At 56.0% G+C, this 20051-nt stretch carries 31 protein-coding genes; 30 read left to right on the forward strand and 1 reads right to left on the reverse strand.

The annotated features are described in order from the left end of the window. The first annotated feature begins 5 nt into the window (after positions 1–5). The 28 genes from rplD to bfr all read left to right on the forward strand — a co-directional run bounded on the left by rplD (position 6) and on the right by bfr (position 14972). A complete protein-coding gene (rplD, locus tag HX868_RS20380; RefSeq protein ID WP_003176424.1) occupies positions 6–608 on the forward strand; it encodes a 50S ribosomal protein L4 in 603 nt (200 codons plus the stop codon). Next, positions 605–904 (forward strand): 50S ribosomal protein L23, encoded by a 300-nt coding sequence (gene rplW / locus HX868_RS20385; RefSeq protein ID WP_002555488.1) that lies wholly within the window; start codon positions 605–607, stop codon positions 902–904. The genes rplD and rplW overlap by 4 nt, the downstream gene beginning before the upstream one ends. 14 nt (positions 905–918) lie before the next feature. Further along, complete coding sequence (gene rplB / locus HX868_RS20390; protein ID WP_003186055.1) at positions 919–1743, forward strand: 50S ribosomal protein L2; 825 nt, start codon at positions 919–921, stop codon at positions 1741–1743. A gap of 16 nt (positions 1744–1759) precedes the next feature. Then, positions 1760–2035 carry a 30S ribosomal protein S19 gene (gene rpsS / locus HX868_RS20395; protein WP_003232420.1) on the forward strand — a complete coding sequence of 92 codons (276 nt, stop codon included), beginning with the start codon at positions 1760–1762 and terminating at the stop codon, positions 2033–2035. A gap of 11 nt (positions 2036–2046) precedes the next feature. Next, positions 2047–2379, forward strand: coding sequence for a 50S ribosomal protein L22 (rplV, locus tag HX868_RS20400; RefSeq protein ID WP_003103908.1), 333 nt, complete (start codon positions 2047–2049; stop codon positions 2377–2379). Between the two features lie 13 nt (positions 2380–2392). Further along, a complete protein-coding gene (gene rpsC, locus HX868_RS20405) occupies positions 2393–3079 on the forward strand; it encodes a 30S ribosomal protein S3 (RefSeq protein ID WP_003176422.1) in 687 nt (228 codons plus the stop codon). A 12-nt stretch (positions 3080–3091) separates the two neighbouring features. Next, positions 3092–3505: a 50S ribosomal protein L16 gene (gene rplP / locus HX868_RS20410; RefSeq protein ID WP_003176421.1), complete on the forward strand. Its 414-nt coding sequence runs from the start codon at positions 3092–3094 to the stop codon at positions 3503–3505. Next, positions 3505–3696 carry a 50S ribosomal protein L29 gene (gene rpmC / locus HX868_RS20415; protein ID WP_002555481.1) on the forward strand — a complete coding sequence of 64 codons (192 nt, stop codon included), beginning with the start codon at positions 3505–3507 and terminating at the stop codon, positions 3694–3696. The genes rplP and rpmC overlap by 1 nt, the downstream gene beginning before the upstream one ends. A 2-nt stretch (positions 3697–3698) precedes the next feature. Further along, positions 3699–3965, forward strand: coding sequence for a 30S ribosomal protein S17 (rpsQ, locus tag HX868_RS20420; RefSeq protein WP_003176419.1), 267 nt, complete (start codon positions 3699–3701; stop codon positions 3963–3965). A 23-nt stretch (positions 3966–3988) separates the two neighbouring features. Further along, entirely contained in the window at positions 3989–4357 is a 369-nt protein-coding gene (gene rplN, locus HX868_RS20425; RefSeq protein ID WP_002555479.1) for a 50S ribosomal protein L14, read from the forward strand. An 11-nt stretch (positions 4358–4368) separates the two neighbouring features. Next, positions 4369–4683 carry a 50S ribosomal protein L24 gene (gene rplX, locus HX868_RS20430; protein ID WP_003176416.1) on the forward strand — a complete coding sequence of 105 codons (315 nt, stop codon included), beginning with the start codon at positions 4369–4371 and terminating at the stop codon, positions 4681–4683. A gap of 22 nt (positions 4684–4705) precedes the next feature. Next, positions 4706–5245, forward strand: a complete 540-nt coding sequence (rplE, locus tag HX868_RS20435; RefSeq protein WP_003194642.1) for a 50S ribosomal protein L5 — start codon at positions 4706–4708, stop codon at positions 5243–5245. 13 nt (positions 5246–5258) lie between these two features. Further along, positions 5259–5564, forward strand: coding sequence for a 30S ribosomal protein S14 (rpsN, locus tag HX868_RS20440; RefSeq protein WP_003176414.1), 306 nt, complete (start codon positions 5259–5261; stop codon positions 5562–5564). Between the two features lie 206 nt (positions 5565–5770). Beyond that, a complete protein-coding gene (rpsH, locus tag HX868_RS20445) occupies positions 5771–6163 on the forward strand; it encodes a 30S ribosomal protein S8 (RefSeq protein WP_010206883.1) in 393 nt (130 codons plus the stop codon). 12 nt (positions 6164–6175) lie between these two features. Continuing rightward, a complete protein-coding gene (rplF, locus tag HX868_RS20450; RefSeq protein WP_003194640.1) occupies positions 6176–6709 on the forward strand; it encodes a 50S ribosomal protein L6 in 534 nt (177 codons plus the stop codon). Positions 6710–6719: 10 nt separating this feature from the next. Continuing rightward, positions 6720–7070 carry a 50S ribosomal protein L18 gene (gene rplR, locus HX868_RS20455; RefSeq protein WP_003186037.1) on the forward strand — a complete coding sequence of 117 codons (351 nt, stop codon included), beginning with the start codon at positions 6720–6722 and terminating at the stop codon, positions 7068–7070. 3 nt (positions 7071–7073) lie between these two features. Continuing rightward, on the forward strand, positions 7074–7574 hold the full coding sequence (gene rpsE / locus HX868_RS20460) for a 30S ribosomal protein S5 (RefSeq protein ID WP_003176409.1): 501 nt from the start codon (positions 7074–7076) through the stop codon (positions 7572–7574). A 2-nt stretch (positions 7575–7576) separates the two neighbouring features. Next, positions 7577–7753: a 50S ribosomal protein L30 gene (rpmD, locus tag HX868_RS20465; protein WP_003176408.1), complete on the forward strand. Its 177-nt coding sequence runs from the start codon at positions 7577–7579 to the stop codon at positions 7751–7753. Between the two features lie 3 nt (positions 7754–7756). Further along, positions 7757–8194, forward strand: a complete 438-nt coding sequence (rplO, locus tag HX868_RS20470; protein ID WP_003176407.1) for a 50S ribosomal protein L15 — start codon at positions 7757–7759, stop codon at positions 8192–8194. Then, a complete protein-coding gene (gene secY / locus HX868_RS20475) occupies positions 8195–9523 on the forward strand; it encodes a preprotein translocase subunit SecY (RefSeq protein ID WP_003194637.1) in 1329 nt (442 codons plus the stop codon). Between the two features lie 28 nt (positions 9524–9551). Next, on the forward strand, positions 9552–9668 hold the full coding sequence (rpmJ, locus tag HX868_RS20480) for a 50S ribosomal protein L36 (RefSeq protein WP_002555468.1): 117 nt from the start codon (positions 9552–9554) through the stop codon (positions 9666–9668). Positions 9669–9797: 129 nt separating this feature from the next. Continuing rightward, positions 9798–10154 carry a 30S ribosomal protein S13 gene (rpsM, locus tag HX868_RS20485; RefSeq protein ID WP_003194635.1) on the forward strand — a complete coding sequence of 119 codons (357 nt, stop codon included), beginning with the start codon at positions 9798–9800 and terminating at the stop codon, positions 10152–10154. A 30-nt stretch (positions 10155–10184) separates the two neighbouring features. Beyond that, positions 10185–10574, forward strand: a complete 390-nt coding sequence (gene rpsK, locus HX868_RS20490; protein ID WP_002555466.1) for a 30S ribosomal protein S11 — start codon at positions 10185–10187, stop codon at positions 10572–10574. Between the two features lie 18 nt (positions 10575–10592). Then, positions 10593–11213 carry a 30S ribosomal protein S4 gene (rpsD, locus tag HX868_RS20495; RefSeq protein ID WP_003176404.1) on the forward strand — a complete coding sequence of 207 codons (621 nt, stop codon included), beginning with the start codon at positions 10593–10595 and terminating at the stop codon, positions 11211–11213. Positions 11214–11235: 22 nt separating this feature from the next. Next, positions 11236–12237: a DNA-directed RNA polymerase subunit alpha gene (locus HX868_RS20500; protein ID WP_003176403.1), complete on the forward strand. Its 1002-nt coding sequence runs from the start codon at positions 11236–11238 to the stop codon at positions 12235–12237. A gap of 41 nt (positions 12238–12278) precedes the next feature. Then, a complete protein-coding gene (gene rplQ / locus HX868_RS20505) occupies positions 12279–12665 on the forward strand; it encodes a 50S ribosomal protein L17 (protein ID WP_003176402.1) in 387 nt (128 codons plus the stop codon). Positions 12666–12903: 238 nt separating this feature from the next. Next, positions 12904–14352: a catalase gene (locus HX868_RS20510; RefSeq protein ID WP_177004194.1), complete on the forward strand. Its 1449-nt coding sequence runs from the start codon at positions 12904–12906 to the stop codon at positions 14350–14352. 155 nt (positions 14353–14507) lie between these two features. Further along, positions 14508–14972 (forward strand): bacterioferritin, encoded by a 465-nt coding sequence (bfr, locus tag HX868_RS20515; protein ID WP_003176400.1) that lies wholly within the window; start codon positions 14508–14510, stop codon positions 14970–14972. Positions 14973–15038: 66 nt separating this feature from the next. Here the strand turns inward: bfr and uvrA are convergent, their stop codons facing one another. Beyond that, positions 15039–17873 carry an excinuclease ABC subunit UvrA gene (uvrA, locus tag HX868_RS20520; RefSeq protein ID WP_033900046.1) on the reverse strand — a complete coding sequence of 945 codons (2835 nt, stop codon included), beginning with the start codon at positions 17871–17873 and terminating at the stop codon, positions 15039–15041. Positions 17874–18051: 178 nt separating this feature from the next. On the opposite strand from uvrA, the gene HX868_RS20525 reads away from it, so the two are divergent. Both HX868_RS20525 and HX868_RS20530 read left to right on the forward strand, forming a co-directional pair. Next, entirely contained in the window at positions 18052–19446 is a 1395-nt protein-coding gene (locus tag HX868_RS20525; protein ID WP_010206876.1) for an MFS transporter, read from the forward strand. A gap of 9 nt (positions 19447–19455) precedes the next feature. Next, a complete protein-coding gene (locus tag HX868_RS20530; RefSeq protein ID WP_003232445.1) occupies positions 19456–19971 on the forward strand; it encodes a single-stranded DNA-binding protein in 516 nt (171 codons plus the stop codon). The last annotated feature ends 80 nt before the right edge of the window (positions 19972–20051 follow it).

A 20051-nucleotide genomic window follows, 5' to 3' on the forward strand; every position in this document is an offset into this window, starting at 1 on the left:
CTGACATGCAATTAAATGTAAATGACGCTCAAGCGATCGAAGTTTCCGAACTGACGTTTGGCGGCGAGTTCAACGAGACGCTGGTTCACCAAGCAGTCGTGGCCTACATGGCCGGCGGCCGTCAAGGTAGCAAGCAGCAAAAGACCCGTTCCGACGTTCGTGGTGGCGGTAAGCGCCCTTGGCGTCAGAAAGGTACTGGCCGTGCTCGTGCCGGTACTATCCGTAGCCCAATCTGGCGTGGCGGTGGTACCACTTTCGCAGCTCGTCCACAGGATCACTCGCAGAAGCTCAACAAGAAGATGTACCGCGCAGCTCTGCGCTCCATCCTTGCTGAACTCGTGCGTACTGACCGTCTGGTCGTGGTTCAGGACTTCGCTGTTGAAAGCCCGAAAACCAAAGATCTGCTGGGCAAACTGAACAACATGAGCCTGACCGACGTTTTGATCGTGTCGGAAGCTGTTGATCAGAACCTGTACCTGGCTGCTCGCAACCTGCCACACGTTGATGTACGTGACGTGCAAGGTTCCGATCCAGTTAGTCTGATCGCATACGACAAGGTGTTGATCACCGTGTCGGCCGTGAAGAAATTCGAGGAGCTGCTGGGATGAACCAGGAACGCGTATTTAAAGTTCTGCTTGGCCCGCACGTTTCCGAAAAGGCTACGGTTCTGGCTGACAAGAAAGGCCAGTTCGTTTTCAAGGTTGCAACTGACGCAACCAAGCTGGAAATCAAGAAGGCCGTCGAAAGCCTGTTCAGCGTGAAAGTAGAGCGTGTTACTACCCTGAATGTTCTGGGTAAGAGCAAGCGCACTGCTCGCGGTCTGGGCAAGCGTAATGACTGGAAGAAGGCAGTTATCTCCCTTCAGCCAGGCCAAGATCTCGATTTCAGCAGCAGTGCTGAGTAAGGAAGGGGTGCATCATGGCAATCGTTAAATGCAAACCGACTTCCCCTGGCCGCCGTTTTGTGGTCAAGGTGGTCAACCAGGAGCTGCATAAAGGCGCTCCTCACGCACCGCTGCTCGAGAAAAAATCGAAGTCTGGTGGTCGTAACAACAATGGTCGTATTACCACTCGTCACATCGGTGGTGGCCATAAGCAGCATTATCGTCTGGTCGACTTCCGTCGCAACGACAAAGATGGCATCGCTGCCACTGTCGAGCGTATCGAATACGATCCAAACCGTACTGCTCACATCGCTCTGCTGCTGTACGCAGATGGCGAGCGTCGCTACATCATCGCCCCTAAAGGCGTGAGCGCTGGCGACCAGCTGATCGCAGGTGCTCTGGCACCGATCAAGCCGGGCAACGCTCTGCAACTGCGCAACATTCCAGTTGGTAGCACCGTACACGGCATCGAATTGAAGCCAGGTAAAGGCGCGCAAATCGCTCGTTCCGCTGGTGCTTCGGCTCAGCTGATCGCTCGTGAAGGTGTCTACGTGACCCTGCGTCTGCGTTCTGGTGAGATGCGTAAAGTGCTGGCTGAATGCCGCGCGACCCTGGGCGAAGTCTCGAACTCCGAGCACAGCCTGCGTTCGCTGGGTAAAGCTGGTGCCAAACGCTGGCGTGGCGTTCGCCCAACCGTTCGTGGTGTTGCCATGAACCCGGTTGACCACCCACACGGTGGTGGTGAAGGTCGTACCTCTGGTGGTCGTCATCCGGTATCGCCATGGGGCTTCCCGACTAAGGGCGCGAAGACTCGTGGTAATAAGCGTACCGACAAAATGATCGTCCGTCGTCGCAAGTAAATAGAGGGATACGACAGTGCCACGTTCTCTGAAAAAAGGTCCTTTTATTGATCTTCACCTACTGAAGAAGATCGAAGTGGCGGCGGAAAAGAACGATCGCAAACCAGTTAAGACCTGGTCGCGTCGTTCGATGATCCTGCCACAAATGGTCGGTCTGACCATCGCTGTACACAACGGTCGCTTGCACGTCCCAGTTCTCGTGAACGAAGACATGGTCGGCCACAAACTAGGCGAGTTTGCCGGTACCCGCACTTATCGTGGGCACGTGGCAGACAAGAAAGCCAAGCGTTAAGGGGTTAGGAAATGGAAGTAGCCGCTAAGTTGTCGGGCGCTCGAATCTCCGCCCAGAAAGCCCGCTTGGTCGCCGACCAGATCCGCGGGAAGAAGGTGGGCGAAGCGCTCAACCTGTTGGCTTTCAGCAGTAAGAAAGCCGCCGAGATCATGAAGAAAGTGCTGGAGTCGGCCGTAGCCAACGCCGAGCATAACGAAGGCGCAGACGTTGATGACCTGAAGGTCAGCACCGTTTTCGTCAACGAAGGGCGTTCGCTGAAGCGCATCATGCCACGTGCCAAAGGCCGTGCTGATCGCATCGTCAAGCGGTCTTGCCATATCACTGTCAAGGTTGCTGACAAGTAACGGAGTCGAAGAGATGGGTCAGAAAGTACATCCCATTGGCATTCGCCTGGGAATCGTCAAGGAGCACACCTCCGTCTGGTACGCAGACGGTCGGACTTATGCGGACTATTTGTTCGCTGATCTGAAGGTGCGTGAGTATCTCCAAGACAAACTAAAAAGCGCGTCCGTAAGCCGTATCGATATCCATCGTCCGGCCCAAACTGCACGTATCACCATCCACACCGCTCGTCCAGGTATCGTTATCGGGAAGAAAGGTGAAGATGTTGAGAAACTGCGTCAGGACCTGACCAAGCAAATGGGTGTGCCTGTGCACATCAATATCGAAGAGATCCGCAAGCCGGAACTCGACGGTATGCTGGTTGCGCAGAGCGTAGCTCAGCAGCTGGAGCGTCGCGTAATGTTCCGTCGCGCTATGAAGCGCGCTGTACAGAACGCCATGCGCATTGGTGCCAAAGGCATCAAAATCCAAGTGAGCGGTCGTCTCGGCGGTGCTGAAATCGCACGTACTGAATGGTATCGCGAAGGTCGTGTGCCACTGCACACCCTGCGTGCCGACATCGACTATGCCAACTACGAAGCTCACACCACTTACGGTGTGATCGGTGTAAAGGTTTGGATCTTCAAAGGCGAAGTAATTGGTGGTCGCCAAGAAGAACTGAAACCACAAGCACCAGCGCCTCGTAAAAAAGCTGCTAAGTAAGGGGTACGCCAAATGTTGCAACCTAAGCGTACGAAGTTCCGCAAGCAGATGACAGGCCACAACCGTGGTCTGGCTCAGCGCGGTAGCAAAGTCAGCTTCGGCGAGTTCGCGCTGAAGTCTGTAGCTCGTGGTCGTCTCACCGCTCGTCAGATCGAGTCAGCGCGTCGTGCTCTGACCCGTCACGTAAAACGTGGCGGCAAGATCTGGATCCGTGTATTCCCGGACAAGCCGATCTCCAAGAAGCCTCTCGAAGTGCGGATGGGTAAAGGTAAAGGTAACGTGGAATACTGGGTAGCCCAGATTCAGCCAGGCAAAGTCCTGTATGAAATCGAGGGTGTTTCTGAAGAGCTGGCGCGTGAGGCTTTCGCCCTGGCTGCTGCAAAGCTGCCGCTCGCCACCTCCTTTGTTAAACGGACGGTGATGTGATGAAAGCGAATGAACTTCGTGAAAAATCCGCACAGCAGCTGAACGAGCAACTGCTCGGCTTGCTGCGCGACCAGTTCAATCTGCGCATGCAGAAAGCAACTGGCCAGTTGGGGCAGTCGCATCTGCTCTCGCAAGTTAAGCGTGACATCGCTCGCGTGAAGACTGTGCTCAACCAGCAGGCAGGTAAGTGATCATGGCTGAAGCCGAAAAGACTGTCCGTACGCTGACTGGCCGTGTTGTCAGCGACAAGATGGACAAAACCATCACCGTTCTGATCGAGCGTCGCGTTAAGCACCCGATCTACGGTAAATATGTTAAGCGTTCGACTAAGCTGCACGCGCACGACGAAACCAATCAGTGCCACATCGGCGACAAAGTCACTATTCGTGAAACTCGTCCGCTGGCCAAGACCAAGTCTTGGGCACTGGTTGATGTTCTCGAACGCGCTGTGGAAGTCTAAGGACTAGGGGTCGGAGAAATTATATGATTCAGACTCAATCCATGCTCGATGTGGCCGATAACAGCGGCGCTCGCCGTGTTATGTGCATCAAGGTGCTGGGTGGCTCCCATCGTCGTTACGCTGGTATCGGTGACATCATCAAAGTTACCGTCAAGGAAGCAATTCCTCGCGGTAAAGTGAAAAAAGGCCAAGTGATGACTGCTGTTGTAGTCCGCACTCGTCACGGCGTACGTCGTGCTGATGGCTCCATTATCCGCTTTGATGGCAACGCTGCTGTTCTTCTGAACAACAAGCAAGAGCCGATCGGCACCCGTATCTTTGGGCCAGTGACCCGTGAACTTCGTACTGAGAAGTTCATGAAGATCGTCTCGCTCGCCCCAGAAGTGCTGTAAGGAGATCCGACATGCAAAAGATTCGTCGTGACGACGAGATCATCGTGATCGCCGGCAAAGACAAAGGTAAGCGCGGTAAGGTGCTTAAGGTTCTCGCTAATAACCGTCTGGTTATCGGTGGTCTGAACCTGGTTAAGCGTCATACCAAGCCTAACCCGATGTCGGGCGTGCAGGGCGGTATCGTCGAGAAAGAAGCTCCGCTGGACGCTTCTAACGTCGCCATCTTCAACGGCGAAACCAACAAGGCTGACCGCGTTGGTTTCAAAGTAGAAGACGGTAAGAAAATTCGTGTCTTCAAGTCGACCCAAAAAGCGGTTGATGCTTGAACACTGCTAGGTAGATTAGACCATGGCACGACTACAAGAGATTTACCGGAAGGAAATCGCCCCTAAGCTTAAGGAAGAACTTAAGCTTGGGAACGTGATGGAAGTTCCGCGCGTTACCAAAATCACCCTGAACATGGGTCTGGGTGAAGCGATCGGCGACAAAAAAGTCATCGAGCACGCTGTTGCTGACCTGGAAAAGATCACCGGCCAGAAAGTCGTTGTGACCTACGCTCGGAAATCCATCGCTGGCTTTAAAGTCCGTGAAGGTTGGCCGATCGGCGTCAAAGTGACCCTGCGCCGTGAGCGTATGTACGAATTCCTGGATCGTCTGCTGTCGATCTCCCTGCCTCGGGTGCGCGACTTCCGCGGCCTGAATGCCAAGTCCTTCGATGGTCGTGGTAACTACAGCATGGGCGTGAAAGAGCAGATCATCTTCCCGGAAATCGACTACGACAAGATCGATGCTCTCCGCGGTCTGGACATCACCCTGACCACCACTGCCAAGAACGATGATGAAGGTCGCGCCCTGTTGCGTGCTTTCAAATTCCCGTTCCGCAACTGATTGGAGTAGGACCATGGCCAAGATGAGCATGAAAAACCGCGAGCTGAAGCGTCAGCTCACGGTTGCCAAGTACGCCAAGAAGCGTGCAGCACTGAAAGCAATCATCGTTGATCTGAACGCAAGTCCAGAAGCACGTTGGGAAGCTACAGTTGCTCTGCAGAAGCAGCCACGTGACGCAAGCGCTTCGCGCATGCGTAACCGCTGCCGCCTGACCGGTCGTCCACACGGCGTTTACCGCAAGTTCGGCCTCGGCCGTAACAAACTGCGTGAAGCGGCAATGCGTGGTGACGTACCAGGTCTGGTTAAAGCCAGCTGGTAAGTACTTTCAACGTCCGGGTGGCCAATATCGCAAGATACTGACCGCCGGTGACCTTGAATCTGGAACAAGCCCCTTTTGGGGCTTGTTTCATTTCCGGAGTGTGTCTAAAATACGCGGCTCGCCTGAGCCCGTGTTTTTTACCCGGAGATTCTCGGCGACATATGTAGCCGCAAGGCTAATTTTTTTGTATTAGGAGCGTCTAGCCCATGAGTATGCAGGACCCGTTAGCGGACATGCTAACTCGTATCCGTAATGCCCAGATGGCTGAAAAGTCCGTCGTAAGCATGCCATCTTCCAAGTTGAAGGTAGCTGTTGCCAAAGTCCTGAAAGACGAAGGCTACATTGCGGGTTATCAGATCAGCAGCGATGTAAAAGCACTGCTGTCCATCGAGCTGAAGTACTTCGAAGGCCGTTCGGTCATCGAGGAAGTGAAGCGCGTTAGCCGTCCAGGCCTGCGTCAGTACAAGTCCGCTGAAGATCTGCCGAAAGTTCGTGGCGGTCTGGGCGTGTCTATCGTCTCCACCAACAAAGGTGTGATGACGGATCGTGCTGCGCGCGCTGCCGGTGTCGGCGGCGAAGTTCTTTGCACTGTGTTCTAAGGGGGGATAAGCATGTCTCGCGTCGCTAAGAACCCCGTTAAGCTGCCAGCCGGTGTCGAAGTCAAATTCGCAGGCCAACAGCTTTCGGTGAAGGGTGCCAAGGGTACTCTTGAACTGAACATCCATTCGTCCGTTGAGATCGTTGAAGAAGCTGGTGAGCTGCGTTTTGCTGCTCGCAATGGCGATCAACAAACTCGCGCAATGGCCGGTACCACGCGTGCGTTGGTAAACAACATGGTCCAAGGCGTAAGCCAAGGCTTCGAGCGTAAGCTCCAGCTGGTCGGTGTTGGTTACAAAGCGCAAGCAAAAGGCACGGTTTTGAACCTGGCCCTTGGCTTCTCGCACCCTGTGGATTACGAACTGCCAGCGGGCATCACTGCTGAGACCCCTAGCCAGACCGATATCCTGATCAAGGGCATCGACAAGCAGCTGGTAGGTCAAGTGGCCGCTGAGATCCGCGACTTCCGTCCACCAGAGCCGTACAAAGGCAAAGGTGTGCGCTACGCGGACGAAGTCGTCCGTCGTAAAGAAGCCAAGAAGAAGTAGGGCATAGCAAATGACCGACAAAAAAGTTACTCGACTGCGTCGCGCTCGCAAAGCACGCCTGAAAATGCACGAACTCGAAGTCGTGCGTCTCTGCGTGTTCCGCTCGTCGCAGCACATCTACGCCCAGGTCATCTCGGCCGACGGCAACAAAGTCCTGGCAAGCGCCTCGACTTTGGATAAAGAACTGCGTGATGGTGCCACTGGCAACATCGACGCGGCCACAAAGGTTGGCCAGCTGGTCGCTACGCGTGCTAAGGCCGCTGGCGTCTCGCAAGTGGCTTTCGACCGCTCTGGCTTCAAGTACCACGGTCGCGTGAAAGCGCTGGCTGATGCTGCTCGTGAAGCTGGGCTGGAGTTCTAAGTTATGTCAAATAACGACCAAAAGCGCGACGAAGGCTACATTGAGAAGCTGGTTCAAGTTAACCGCGTAGCCAAAACCGTTAAAGGCGGCCGTATCTTCACCTTCACCGCGTTGACCGTGGTAGGTGATGGTAAAGGCCGTGTTGGCTTCGGCCGTGGCAAGTCACGTGAAGTGCCTGCTGCGATCCAGAAGGCAATGGAAGCTGCTCGTCGCAACATGATCCAAGTTGATCTGAACGGCACCACTCTGCAGTACGCAATGAAGTCCGCCCATGGCGCTTCGAAGGTGTACATGCAGCCTGCTTCTGAGGGTACCGGTATCATCGCTGGCGGCGCTATGCGTGCTGTCCTCGAAGTTGCTGGCGTTCAGAACGTTCTGGCCAAGTGCTATGGCTCGACTAACCCGGTAAACGTGGTTCACGCCACTTTCAAAGGTTTGAAAGCTATGCAATCTCCTGAGTCCATCGCTGCCAAGCGTGGTCTGACTGTCAAGGAGATCTTCTGATCATGGCTACCGTTAAAGTAACGCTGATCAAAAGCATGACCGGCCGCATCCCTAACCACAAACTGTGTGTTAAAGGTCTGGGTCTGCGTCGCATCGGTCACACTGTAGAAGTCCAGGATACTCCCGAGAATCGCGGGATGATCAACAAGGCTTACTACATGCTGCGTGTAGAGGGTTAATCGATGAAACTCAATGATCTGAGTCCAGCGCCGGGTTCCCGTCGCGAAAAGCATCGTCCGGGCCGTGGTATCGGTAGCGGTTTGGGTAAGACTGGTGGCCGTGGCCACAAAGGTCAAACCTCCCGCTCCGGTGGCACCATCGCTCCAGGCTTTGAAGGCGGTCAACAGCCGCTGCATCGTCGCCTGCCTAAGTTCGGTTTCGTATCCCTGAAAGCCATGGACCGCGCAGAAGTGCGTCTGTCCGAGCTGGCTAAAGTGGAAGGCGACATCGTTACTGTGCAGACCCTGAAAGATGCCAACGTGATCAACGTCAACGTACAGCGTGTGAAAATCATGCTGTCCGGTGAAGTGACTCGCGCTGTCACTATCGGCAAGGGAATCGGCGCCACCAAAGGTGCGCGTTCGGCTATCGAAGCAGCTGGCGGCAAGTTCGAGGAATAAATGGCTAAGCAAGGTGCTCTCTCAGCGCTCGGCAAAGGCGGTATGTCTGAACTTTGGGCTCGTCTGCGTTTTCTGTTCCTGGCGATTATCGTCTACCGAATAGGCGCACACATCCCGGTTCCAGGTATCAACCCGGACCGACTCGCAGACCTGTTTCGACAGAATGAGGGGACCATTCTTAGCTTGTTCAACATGTTTTCCGGCGGCGCGCTGGAGCGGATGAGTATCTTTGCACTGGGGATCATGCCGTACATTTCGGCATCGATCATCATGCAACTGATGACCGCCGTCAGCCCGCAGCTGGAGCAGTTGAAGAAGGAAGGTGAAGCTGGCCGTCGTAAGATTAGCCAGTACACCCGCTACGGCACTGTCGTCCTCGCCTTGGTTCAAGCTATCGGCATGTCCGTTGGCTTGGCAGGGCAGGGCGTTGCGTTCACTGGTGACTTTGGCTTCCATTTCGTCGCGGTATCCACATTTGTGGCTGGTGCGATGTTCATGATGTGGCTGGGTGAGCAGATTACTGAGCGTGGTGTTGGCAACGGTATCTCGATGTTGATTTTCGCAGGTATCGTCGCCGGTCTTCCGAGAGCGATTGGGCAGTCTTTCGAGTCTGCACGTCAGGGTGATATCAACATTTTCGCCCTGGTTGCCATCGGTTTGTTGGCAGTAGCGATTATCGGTTTTGTGGTGTTCATTGAGCGTGGCCAGCGTCGTATTGCTGTTCACTACGCCAAGCGTCAGCAGGGCCGTAAGGTCTTTGCTGCGCAGACCAGCCACTTGCCGCTGAAAGTGAATATGGCCGGTGTTATTCCGGCAATTTTCGCGAGCAGCATTTTGCTGTTTCCGGCTTCGTTGGGTACCTGGTTTGGTCAGTCCGAAAATATGGGCTGGCTGCAGGACCTCTCTCAGTCGATCGCTCCTGGTCAGCCGTTGAATATTCTGCTGTTTAGTGCAGGGATTATTTTCTTCTGCTTCTTCTATACGGCGTTGATGTTCAATCCGAAAGACGTAGCGGAAAACCTGAAGAAGTCCGGTGCCTTTATTCCGGGCATCCGTCCAGGTGAGCAGTCTGCACGCTACATTGATGGCGTTTTGACTCGTTTGACCCTGTTCGGTGCTCTATATATGACGGCCGTGTGCTTGTTGCCCCAGTTCCTGGTGGTTGCAGCAAACGTTCCGTTCTACCTTGGCGGGACCTCGTTGCTGATCGTGGTCGTGGTTGTGATGGACTTCATGTCCCAAGTACAATCGCACCTCGTTTCGCACCAGTACGAATCCCTGATGAAGAAAGCCAACCTGAAGGGCTACGGCAGCGGCATGTTGCGCTGAGTACCCCATAAGGTTCGAGGAGTTGGTGATGAAAGTTCGTGCATCGGTGAAAAAGCTGTGCCGTAACTGCAAGATTATTCGCCGCGAAGGTGTTGTTCGAGTAATTTGCAGCGCGGAACCGCGTCACAAACAGCGCCAAGGCTGAGTGTGATCCGCTTGAAGCCCGGCAGCTAGTGCGCTGCCGGGTTGATTATTTGTTATTACAGCGATATTATCTCGCGCCCTATTTCTTGGCTTCCGGGGCGTAGGTAGCTGTCAATTGGAGTCCCACTGAATGGCCCGTATTGCAGGCGTTAACATTCCAGATAACAAGCACACTGTTATCTCGCTGACCTACATCTATGGTGTTGGTCGCACTACTGCGCAGAAAATTTGCGCAGTTGCTGGGGTAAACCCAGCCGCTAAGATCAAGGATCTGAGCGACGAGCAGATTGAACAGCTGCGTGGCGAAGTGGCGAAGTTCACCACTGAAGGTGACCTGCGTCGCGAAATCAACATGAAAATCAAGCGTTTGATGGACCTCGGTTGCTATCGCGGTCTGCGTCATCGTCGTGGTCTTCCAGTACGCGGTCAGCGTACCAAGACTAACGCGCGTACCCGTAAAGGTCCGCGTAAGCCGATCCGCAAGTAATCGCCCCAGCGAATCGACAGGAAAATTATCATGGCAAAACCTGCTGCTCGTCCTCGTAAAAAAGTTAAAAAGACAGTGGTTGATGGCATCGCCCACATCCATGCTTCTTTTAACAACACAATCGTGACCATCACCGACCGTCAAGGTAACGCGCTTTCTTGGGCTACCTCCGGTGGTTCGGGTTTCCGCGGTTCCCGCAAGTCCACCCCGTTTGCTGCTCAAGTAGCTGCTGAACGTGCTGGTCAAGCTGCGCTGGAATATGGCCTGAAAAACCTCGACGTTAACGTCAAGGGTCCAGGTCCAGGTCGTGAGTCTGCTGTCCGTGCTTTGAACGGCTGTGGCTATAAGATCGCCAGCATCACCGACGTGACGCCAATCCCGCACAACGGGTGCCGTCCGCCGAAGAAGCGCCGCGTGTAATCCAGGAGATTGTAAAGAATGGCTCGTTACATTGGTCCAAAATGCAAACTCGCTCGTCGCGAAGGCACCGATCTCTTCCTGAAGAGCGGCGTGCGCGCGATCGAATCGAAGTGCAACATTGAAGCAGCACCTGGTATCCACGGCCAACGCCGCGGTCGCCAGTCCGATTACGGCACCCAACTGCGTGAAAAGCAGAAGGTCCGTCGTATCTACGGCGTTCTCGAGCGTCAGTTCAGCGGCTACTACAAAGAAGCTGCTGGCAAGAAAGGTGCAACCGGTGAAAACCTGCTGCAACTGCTCGAATGCCGTCTGGACAACGTTGTATACCGTATGGGCTTTGGTTCGACTCGTGCCGAATCCCGTCAGCTGGTATCGCACAAGTCGATCAGCGTTAACGGTCAGACCGTAAACGTTCCGTCCTACCAGGTTCGTGCTGGTGACGTGGTCGCAGTTCGCGAGAAAGCAAAAAACCAACTTCGCATTGTCCAAGCTCTCGATCTGTGTGCCCAACGTGGCCGCGTAGAATGGGTAGAAGTAGACACTGAGAAGAAGTCGGGCGTTTTCAAGAACGTTCCTGCTCGCAGTGATCTGTCCGCCGACATCAACGAAAGCCTGATTGTCGAGCTCTACTCCAAGTAAGGGCTAGAAAATAGGTGCATCCATGCAGATTTCGGTAAATGAGTTCCTGACACCCCGCCATATTGATGTGCAGGTTGTCAGTCCAACCCGCGCCAAAATTACTCTCGAGCCTCTCGAGCGTGGTTTTGGCCACACCCTGGGCAACGCGCTGCGCCGCATCCTGTTGTCCTCAATGCCCGGCTGTGCAGTAGTCGAGGCCGAGATTGACGGTGTGCTCCACGAGTACAGCGCCATCGAAGGTGTACAGGAAGACGTAATTGAAATCCTGTTGAACCTTAAAGGTCTGGCTATCAAGCTGCACGGCCGTGACGAAGTTACGCTGACCTTGTCGAAGAAGGGTTCGGGGGTGGTTACCGCTGCCGATATTCAGCTGGATCATGATGTCGAGATCGTTAACCCCGATCACGTAATCGCTAACCTGGCGTCTAACGGCGCCCTGAACATGAAGCTCACCGTAGCTCGTGGTCGTGGTTATGAACCGGCCGACTCGCGTCAGAGCGATGAAGACGAAAGCCGCAGCATTGGTCGCTTGCAGCTTGACTCTTCGTTCAGCCCGGTTCGCCGTATCGCATACGTGGTGGAAAACGCCCGTGTCGAACAGCGTACTAACCTGGACAAGCTGGTTATTGATCTGGAAACCAACGGTACTCTGGATCCTGAAGAGGCTATCCGCCGCGCTGCAACCATTCTGCAACAGCAGTTGGCTGCGTTCGTCGACCTCAAAGGTGACAGCGAACCAGTGGTAATCGAGCAGGAAGACGAGATCGATCCGATCCTGCTTCGCCCGGTTGACGATCTGGAACTGACTGTACGTTCGGCTAACTGCCTTAAGGCGGAAAACATTTACTACATCGGCGACCTGATTCAGCGTACCGAAGTAGAACTGTTGAAGACTCCGAACCTGGGCAAGAAATCCTTGACTGAAATCAAGGACGTTCTGGCCTCCCGCGGTCTGTCCCTCGGCATGCGCCTCGACAACTGGCCGCCTGCAAGTCTTAAGAAGGACGACAAGGCGACTGCCTGATCGTCGTAATCACCGAACGTGAGTTTGGTAAGGAATGAACCATGCGTCATCGTAAAAGTGGTCGTCACCTGAGCCGTACCAGCTCGCACCGCAAGGCCATGTTCCAAAACATGGCGGTGTCGCTGTTCGAGCACGAGCTGATCAAAACTACACTGCCGAAAGCTAAAGAACTGCGTCGCGTTGCTGAGCCGCTGATCACTTTGGCCAAGACAGACAGCCTGGCTAACCGCCGTCTGGCTTTCGACCGTACTCGTTCGAAAGCTATCGTTGGTAAGCTCTTCAACGACCTGGGCAAGCGTTACGCTACCCGTGAGGGTGGCTACCTGCGCATCCTCAAGTGCGGTTTCCGCGCTGGCGACAACGCGCCTATGGCGTACGTCGAGTTGGTTGATCGTGCTACTGCCGGCGAAGCTGTAAGCGCCGAGTAAGACGACAAGCTGCATCGAAGAACCGGGCCTAGTGCCCGGTTTTTTGTGTCTGTAACAAAAGCGCGCTTGATACAAGCTTCCGTGGGTTGTGCTCGGCACTATGGGGGGTGGAGTGTTCGGTAGAAAATATCTATTGATGCCTACAATTTAATGAATTTGTAGACGTCATGTTGATGATCAATACTCCTCCCAAGCCGATTAGCCGGCAGTTCCAAGTCCGACCTGAGGGAAATTGAGCATGAGCCAGAATAAAATCCTTACCACCGCGAGCGGCGCCCCCGTTGCGGACAACCAGAATTCCCGTTCCGCCGGCCCGCGTGGCCCGTTGCTGCTCGACGATTTTCACCTGATCGAGAAGCTCGCTCATTTCAACCGTGAAAACATTCCCGAGCGTCGTGTGCACGCCAAGGGCTCGGGTGCTTACGGTACTTTCACGGTCACTACAGATATCACGCAATACACCAGCGCCAAGCTGTTCGAGTCCGTTGGCAAGCAAACCCCAACCTTCCTGCGGTTCTCCACCGTTGGCGGTGAGCGTGGTTCGGCTGATACCGAGCGCGATCCACGCGGTTTCGCTTTAAAGTTCTACACCGAAGAAGGTAACTGGGACATCGTGGGTAACAACACCCCTGTGTTCTTCATTCGCGATCCTTTGAAGTTCCCGGATTTCATCCACACCCAGAAACGTTTGCCGCAAAGCAATCTGAAAAGCGCGCAAATGATGTGGGATTTCTGGTCGCACTCCCCTGAGGCGCTGCACCAGGTCACTATCCTGTTCTCGGACCGTGGCATCCCTGACGGCTACCGCCACATGCACGGCTTTGGGAGTCATACCTACAGCCTGATCAACGCTAAGGGTGAGCGTCACTGGGTCAAGTGGCACTACAAGACCAAGCAGTGCATCAAAAACCTGGCGCCGGCTGAAGCTGCACGCCTGGCCGGTACTGACCCAGATTACGCGCAGCGCGATCTGTTCGGTGCGATCGAACGCGGTGACTTCCCGAAATGGCGCGTCTGCATCCAGATCATGACCGAGGCCCAAGCCAACGCTCATTACGAGAACCCTTTCGACGTGACCAAAACCTGGTCGCAGAAGGAATTCCCGCTGATCGAGGTCGGTGAGCTGGAACTGAACCGTAACCCGCAAAACTACTTCGCTGAAGTGGAACAAGCTGCCTTTGGCCCAAGCAACATGGTTCCAGGCGTCGGCCTGTCGCCAGACCGTATGCTTCAAGGTCGTGTTTTCGCGTACGCCGATGCCCACCGCTATCGCGTTGGCACCAATCATCAGCAACTGCCGGTGAATGCTCCGCGTAACCAAGTAAACAGCTACCAGCGTGATGGTTCGATGGCCTTCGGCAGCAATGGTGGCGCGGCGCCTAACTACGAGCCAAACAGCTACGCCGATGCACCTAAGCAAGCACCACAGTACGCAGAGCCTGCACTGGCCCTGAGCGGCGCGGCTGACCGCTACGATCACCGCGAAGACACCGATTACTACAGCCACGCCGGTGCGCTGTTCCGCCTGATGAACGATGAGCAGAAAGCCTTGCTCACCAACAACATTGCCGGCGCGATGGGTGGCGTTTCCAGTGACGTGGTTCAGCGCCAACTGCAGCACTTCTACAAGGCCGATCCGGCTTATGGAGAAGCAATCGCAAAGGCGTTGGGTGTATCGCTTAACTGACTCTAAACGATAAGCAGAACCGCCCTCATTTGGGCGGTTTTTGCGTTATTTCAGCTACTTTTCTCCGAAAAACATCACTTTTCTGCCGTTGATCCCGTGACCTTCAAGTCATCATGGTTCAAACTACAGACTTTCAAGCAGGGAGATGTAGGGCGATGCAAGGTCACCCCGACGTAATCGATTACCTCAACACGTTGCTGACGGGCGAACTGGCTGCTCGTGACCAATATTTCATCCATTCGCGCATGTACGAAGACTGGGGCTTTACCGAGCTCTACGAACGTATCAACCACGAGATGGAAGAAGAGGCACAGCACGCCGACGCACTGATGCGCCGTATCCTCATGCTCGAAGGCACGCCGCGTATGCGTCCTGATGATCTGGATGTCGGTACTACGGTCCCTGACATGCTCGCTGCCGACCTGCGCCTCGAGTACAAGGTCCGTGCCGCGCTCTGCAAAGGCATCGAGCTCTGTGAGCAGCACAACGACTATGTCACCCGGGAAATCCTGCGGGTACAGTTGAATGACACCGAAGAAGATCACACCTACTGGCTCGAAAAGCAGTTGGGCCTGATCAAGCTGATTGGCCTGGAGAATTACCTGCAATCGCAGTTCTGATTCCTGGCTACAAAAAAGCCCCTGTCACCGCAAAGTGACAGGGGCTTTTCATTGGGCCCGAAAAAGTCAGGCCCGGTCGCGCTCCAACAATGGTTTCAAGTAGTAACCGGTGTGCGACTGCGGCATTTCGGAGACTTGCTCCGGCGTGCCCACGGCAATGATCTGGCCACCTTTGGAGCCGCCTTCCGGCCCCAGGTCTACAAGCCAATCGGCCGTCTTGATCACATCAAGGTTGTGCTCGATCACCACCACGGTATTACCGTGGTCGCGCAGGCGGTGCAGCACGTCCAGCAATTGCTGGATATCCGCGAAGTGCAGGCCGGTGGTCGGCTCATCAAGGATATACAGAGTCTTGCCGGTGTCGCGCTTGGACAGCTCGCGAGACAACTTCACCCGCTGCGCCTCACCACCCGACAGCGTGGTCGCCGACTGCCCCAGTTTGATGTAGGACAAGCCCACGTCCATCAGTGTTTGCAGCTTGCGCGCCAACGCCGGGACCGCGTCGAAGAACACGCGTGCTTCTTCGATGGTCATCTCCAGGGTTTCGTGGATGCTCTTGCCCTTGTACTTGATTTCCAAGGTTTCGCGGTTGTAGCGCTTGCTCTTGCACACGTCGCACGGCACGTAGATGTCCGGGAGGAAGTGCATCTCCACCTTGATCAAGCCATCGCCCTGGCACGCTTCACAGCGCCCGCCCTTGACGTTGAACGAGAACCTGCCCGGCCCGTAACCCCTTGAGCGGGATTCCGGAACCCCGGCAAACAGTTCACGGATGGGGGTGAACAAGCCGGTGTAGGTCGCCGGGTTGGAACGTGGCGTTCGGCCAATCGGGCTCTGGTCGATATCGACCACCTTATCCAGGTGTTCCAGGCCTTTGATACTGTCGTGGGCCGCCGCTTCCAAGGTGGTCGCGCCATTCAGGGCGGTGGCACTCAAGGGGAACAACGTATTGTTGATCAGCGTCGATTTACCCGAGCCGGAAACGCCGGTCACACAGGTCAGCAGGCCCAGTGGGATTTCCAGGTCGACATTGCGCAAGTTGTTGCCGCGTGCGCCCTTGAGGTGTAGCGCCAGCTTCTTGTTACGCGGTGTACGTTTGGCCGGCACTTCGATCTTCACACGGCCAGATAAGTACTTACCGGTGAGCGAGTCCGGGTGAGCCATGACTTCAGCCGGCGTACCTTCGGCGACAATATGCCCGCCGTGCACACCCGCGCCGGGGCCGATATCGACCACGTAATCCGCCAGGCGGATCGCATCTTCATCGTGCTCGACCACAATCACCGTGTTGCCGATGTCACGCAGGTGTTTCAACGTGCCCAGCAGGCGATCGTTGTCGCGCTGGTGCAAGCCAATCGAAGGCTCATCGAGGATGTACAACACACCCACGAGACCAGCGCCAATCTGGCTGGCCAGGCGAATCCGCTGGGCTTCACCGCCGGACAAAGTATCGGCACTGCGATCCAACGACAGATAGTCCAGGCCTACGTTGACCAGGAACTGCAATCGCTCGCGAATTTCCTTGAGGATCTTGTCGGCGATTTCCCCGCGGCGGCCGGTGAGCTTAAGCACACCAAAGTATTCACAGGCATCGCCGATTGGCAGGTTGGTCACCGCCGGCAGTGTCTTCTCGCCCACCCACACATGCCGCGCCTCACGACGCAGGCGAGTGCCGCGGCAATCCGGGCAAGGCTGGGTGCTGAGGAATTTCGCCAACTCTTCACGCACGCTAGCCGATTCGGTCTCGCGGTAGCGACGCTCCAGGTTCGGCACAATGCCTTCGAACGGGTGGGAGCGTTTGACGATGTCGCCACGGTCGTTCAGGTATTTGAAGTCGACGTTCTGCGAGCCGCTGCCGTGCAGGATGACCTTCTGCTGATCCGCCGGCAGTTGGTTGAACGGCACTTCCAGGCTGAACTTGTAGTGCGACGCCAACGACCCGAGCATCTGGAAATAATAGACGTTGCGCCGGTCCCAGCCACGTATCGCCCCCTCCGCCAGCGTCAGGTCACCGTTGACCAAGCGCTTGATGTCGAAGAACTGCTTCACGCCCAGGCCATCGCAAGTCGGGCAGGCGCCGGCCGGGTTGTTGAAGGAAAACAGCTTGGGTTCCAGTTCGCTGATGGCATGGCCGCAGATCGGGCAGGCAAAGCGCGCGGAGAAGATGATCTCTTCGCCCGGCTCGTCGTCCATCGGTGCAACCAAGGCGATGCCGTCGGCCAGCTTCAACGCGGTTTCGAAGGATTCCGCCAGGCGTTGTTGCAGGTCGGCGCGCACCTTGAAGCGGTCGACGACCACGTCAATCGAGTGCTTCTTCTGTTTGTCGAGCTTCGGCGCTTCGTCCAGCTCATAGAGCTTGCCGTTGATGCGCGCGCGCACAAAACCCTGGGCCCGCAGCTCTTCGAAGACGGAAAGGTGTTCACCCTTGCGCTCGCGGATCACCGGCGCCAGCAGCATCAGCTTGGCCCCTTCCGGCTGGGCCAGCACCAGGTCGACCATCTGGCTGACGGTCTGGGCTTCCAGGGGAATGTCGTGGTCCGGGCAACGCGGAATACCCACGCGTGCATACAGCAGGCGCAGGTAATCGTAGATTTCGGTAATGGTGCCCACGGTGGAGCGCGGGTTATGGGAGGTCGACTTCTGTTCGATGGAGATCGCCGGCGACAGGCCTTCAATGGTGTCGACGTCGGGTTTTTCCATCATCGACAGGAACTGGCGAGCGTAGGCCGACAGCGATTCCACATAGCGACGCTGGCCTTCGGCATACAGCGTGTCGAACGCCAGGGACGATTTGCCGGACCCGGACAAACCGGTGATGACGATCAGTTTGTCCCTGGGCAGGGTCAGGTCGATGTTCTTCAGGTTGTGGGTTCTAGCCCCACGAATCAGGATCTTGTCCAAGATGGCCTCGCACGGCGGGCGTAAATAATGCCGGAGTATACGGCTAAAGACTGGATGAATATACACTGTCAAAAGGCCGCTTGCAGCCTTAGATGAAAGCTGCGCGGCAAACCGCCGCATATACCCTCTCAATCGATGGGACTGGTAGAATCGCCGCCGGTTCACACGAGGTTTTTCCATGCACGATCCCCACAGCGAACGCATGAGTAGCGGCGAGACCCGAGCGGCAAGCGGTCTGGCCCTGGTGTTCGCCTTCCGTATGCTGGGCATGTTTATGGTGTTGCCGGTGCTGGCGACCTATGGAATGGATCTCGCAGGCGCGACCCCCGCATTGATTGGCCTGGCCATTGGCGCCTACGGTCTAACCCAGGCGATTTTCCAGATTCCCTTCGGGATCATTTCCGACCGTATTGGTCGCCGCCCAGTCATCTATCTCGGGCTGATCGTGTTCGCCCTCGGCAGTGTGCTCGCGGCTCAGTCCGACTCCATCTGGGGCGTGATTGCCGGACGTATCCTACAAGGCGCCGGAGCGATTTCCGCGGCGGTGATGGCCTTGCTGTCGGACCTGACCCGCGAACAACACCGCACCAAGGCCATGGCCATGATCGGCATGACTATCGGCCTGTCGTTTGCCGTGGCCATGGTGGTCGGTCCCTTGCTGACCCGTGCGTTCGGCTTGCATGGACTGTTCCTCGCCACCGGCGGTATGGCGCTGTTCGGCATCGTGATCGTGGCCTTCATGGTGCCGCGCTCCACCGGCACATTGCAGCATCGCGAGTCGGGCGTCGCACGCAAGGCGCTCTTGCCGACGCTCAAGCACCCGGACCTGCTGCGCCTGGATTTAGGTATCTTCGTATTGCACGCGATGCTGATGTGCAGCTTCGTCGCCTTGCCCCTGGCGCTGGTTGAAAAAGCCGGCCTGCCCAAGGAGCAGCACTGGTGGGTCTACCTCACTGCGCTGCTGATTTCGTTCTTCGCCATGATCCCATTCATCATCTATGGCGAGAAAAAACGCAAAATGAAACGAATCCTGCTCGGCGCCGTCACGACGCTGATGCTCACTGAGCTATTCTTCTGGCAGTTCGGCGACAGCCTGCGGGCGCTGGTAATCGGCACGGTGGTGTTTTTCACCGCGTTCAACCTGCTGGAGGCTTCATTGCCTTCGCTGATCAGCAAAGTTTCACCGGCCGGTGGCAAGGGCACGGCGATGGGGGTGTATTCCACCAGCCAGTTCCTCGGTTCTGCACTGGGCGGCATCATGGGGGGCTGGATGTTCCAGCATGGCGGTTTGTCGGTTGTCTTCCTCGGATGCGCCGGGCTGGCTGCACTTTGGCTGGCCTTTGCTGTTACCATGCGCGAACCTCCCTACGTCACAAGTCTGCGTTTGCCGCTATCGCCCGAGGCGATCCGCGAAAGCGGTCTGGTAGAGCGCCTCAAGGCAGTCGTAGGGGTAACAGATGCAGTCGTGGTCGCGGAAGAGGCGGCCATTTACATCAAATTGGACACCGAATTATTGGATCGCGCGACGCTTGAGCAACTGGTCAACCCAGTGCCGACAGCGCGCCCAGCCTAGGAGAACGTTATGGCCCGTGGGGTTAACAAAGTCATATTGGTCGGTACGTGCGGCCAGGATCCCGAAGTTCGCTACTTGCCTAACGGTAACGCCGTGACCAACCTGAGTCTGGCGACCAGCGAACAGTGGACCGACAAGCAAACCGGCCAGAAGGTCGAGAAAACTGAATGGCACCGTGTGTCGATGTTCGGCAAAGTTGCTGAGATCGCTGGTGAGTACCTGCGTAAAGGTTCGCAGGTGTACATCGAAGGCAAGCTGCAAACCCGCGAGTGGGAAAAAGACGGCATCAAGCGTTACACCACTGAAATCGTGGTCGACATGCAAGGCACCATGCAACTGCTGGGCGGCCGTCCACAGGGCGACCAACAGGGTCAGGGCGGCATGTCCAACTCGGCACCGCGTCCACAGCAGTCGCGCCCACAGCCAAGCCAGCAGCCACAGCGTGAGTCGCGTCCAGCGCCACAACAGGCCGCTCCGCAGCCGGCTCCGGATTTCGATAGCTTTGATGACGATATCCCGTTCTAGGGTGCATTAAAGCCAAAAGCTGCAAACTAAAAAACCGTACCGCCGAGAAGGCCGTGCGGTTTTTTTTTGCATCGCTAACG

Origin of the sequence: Pseudomonas reactans, from assembly GCF_013385825.1 — a bacterium.
GTDB lineage: Bacteria > Pseudomonadota > Gammaproteobacteria > Pseudomonadales > Pseudomonadaceae > Aquipseudomonas > Aquipseudomonas reactans.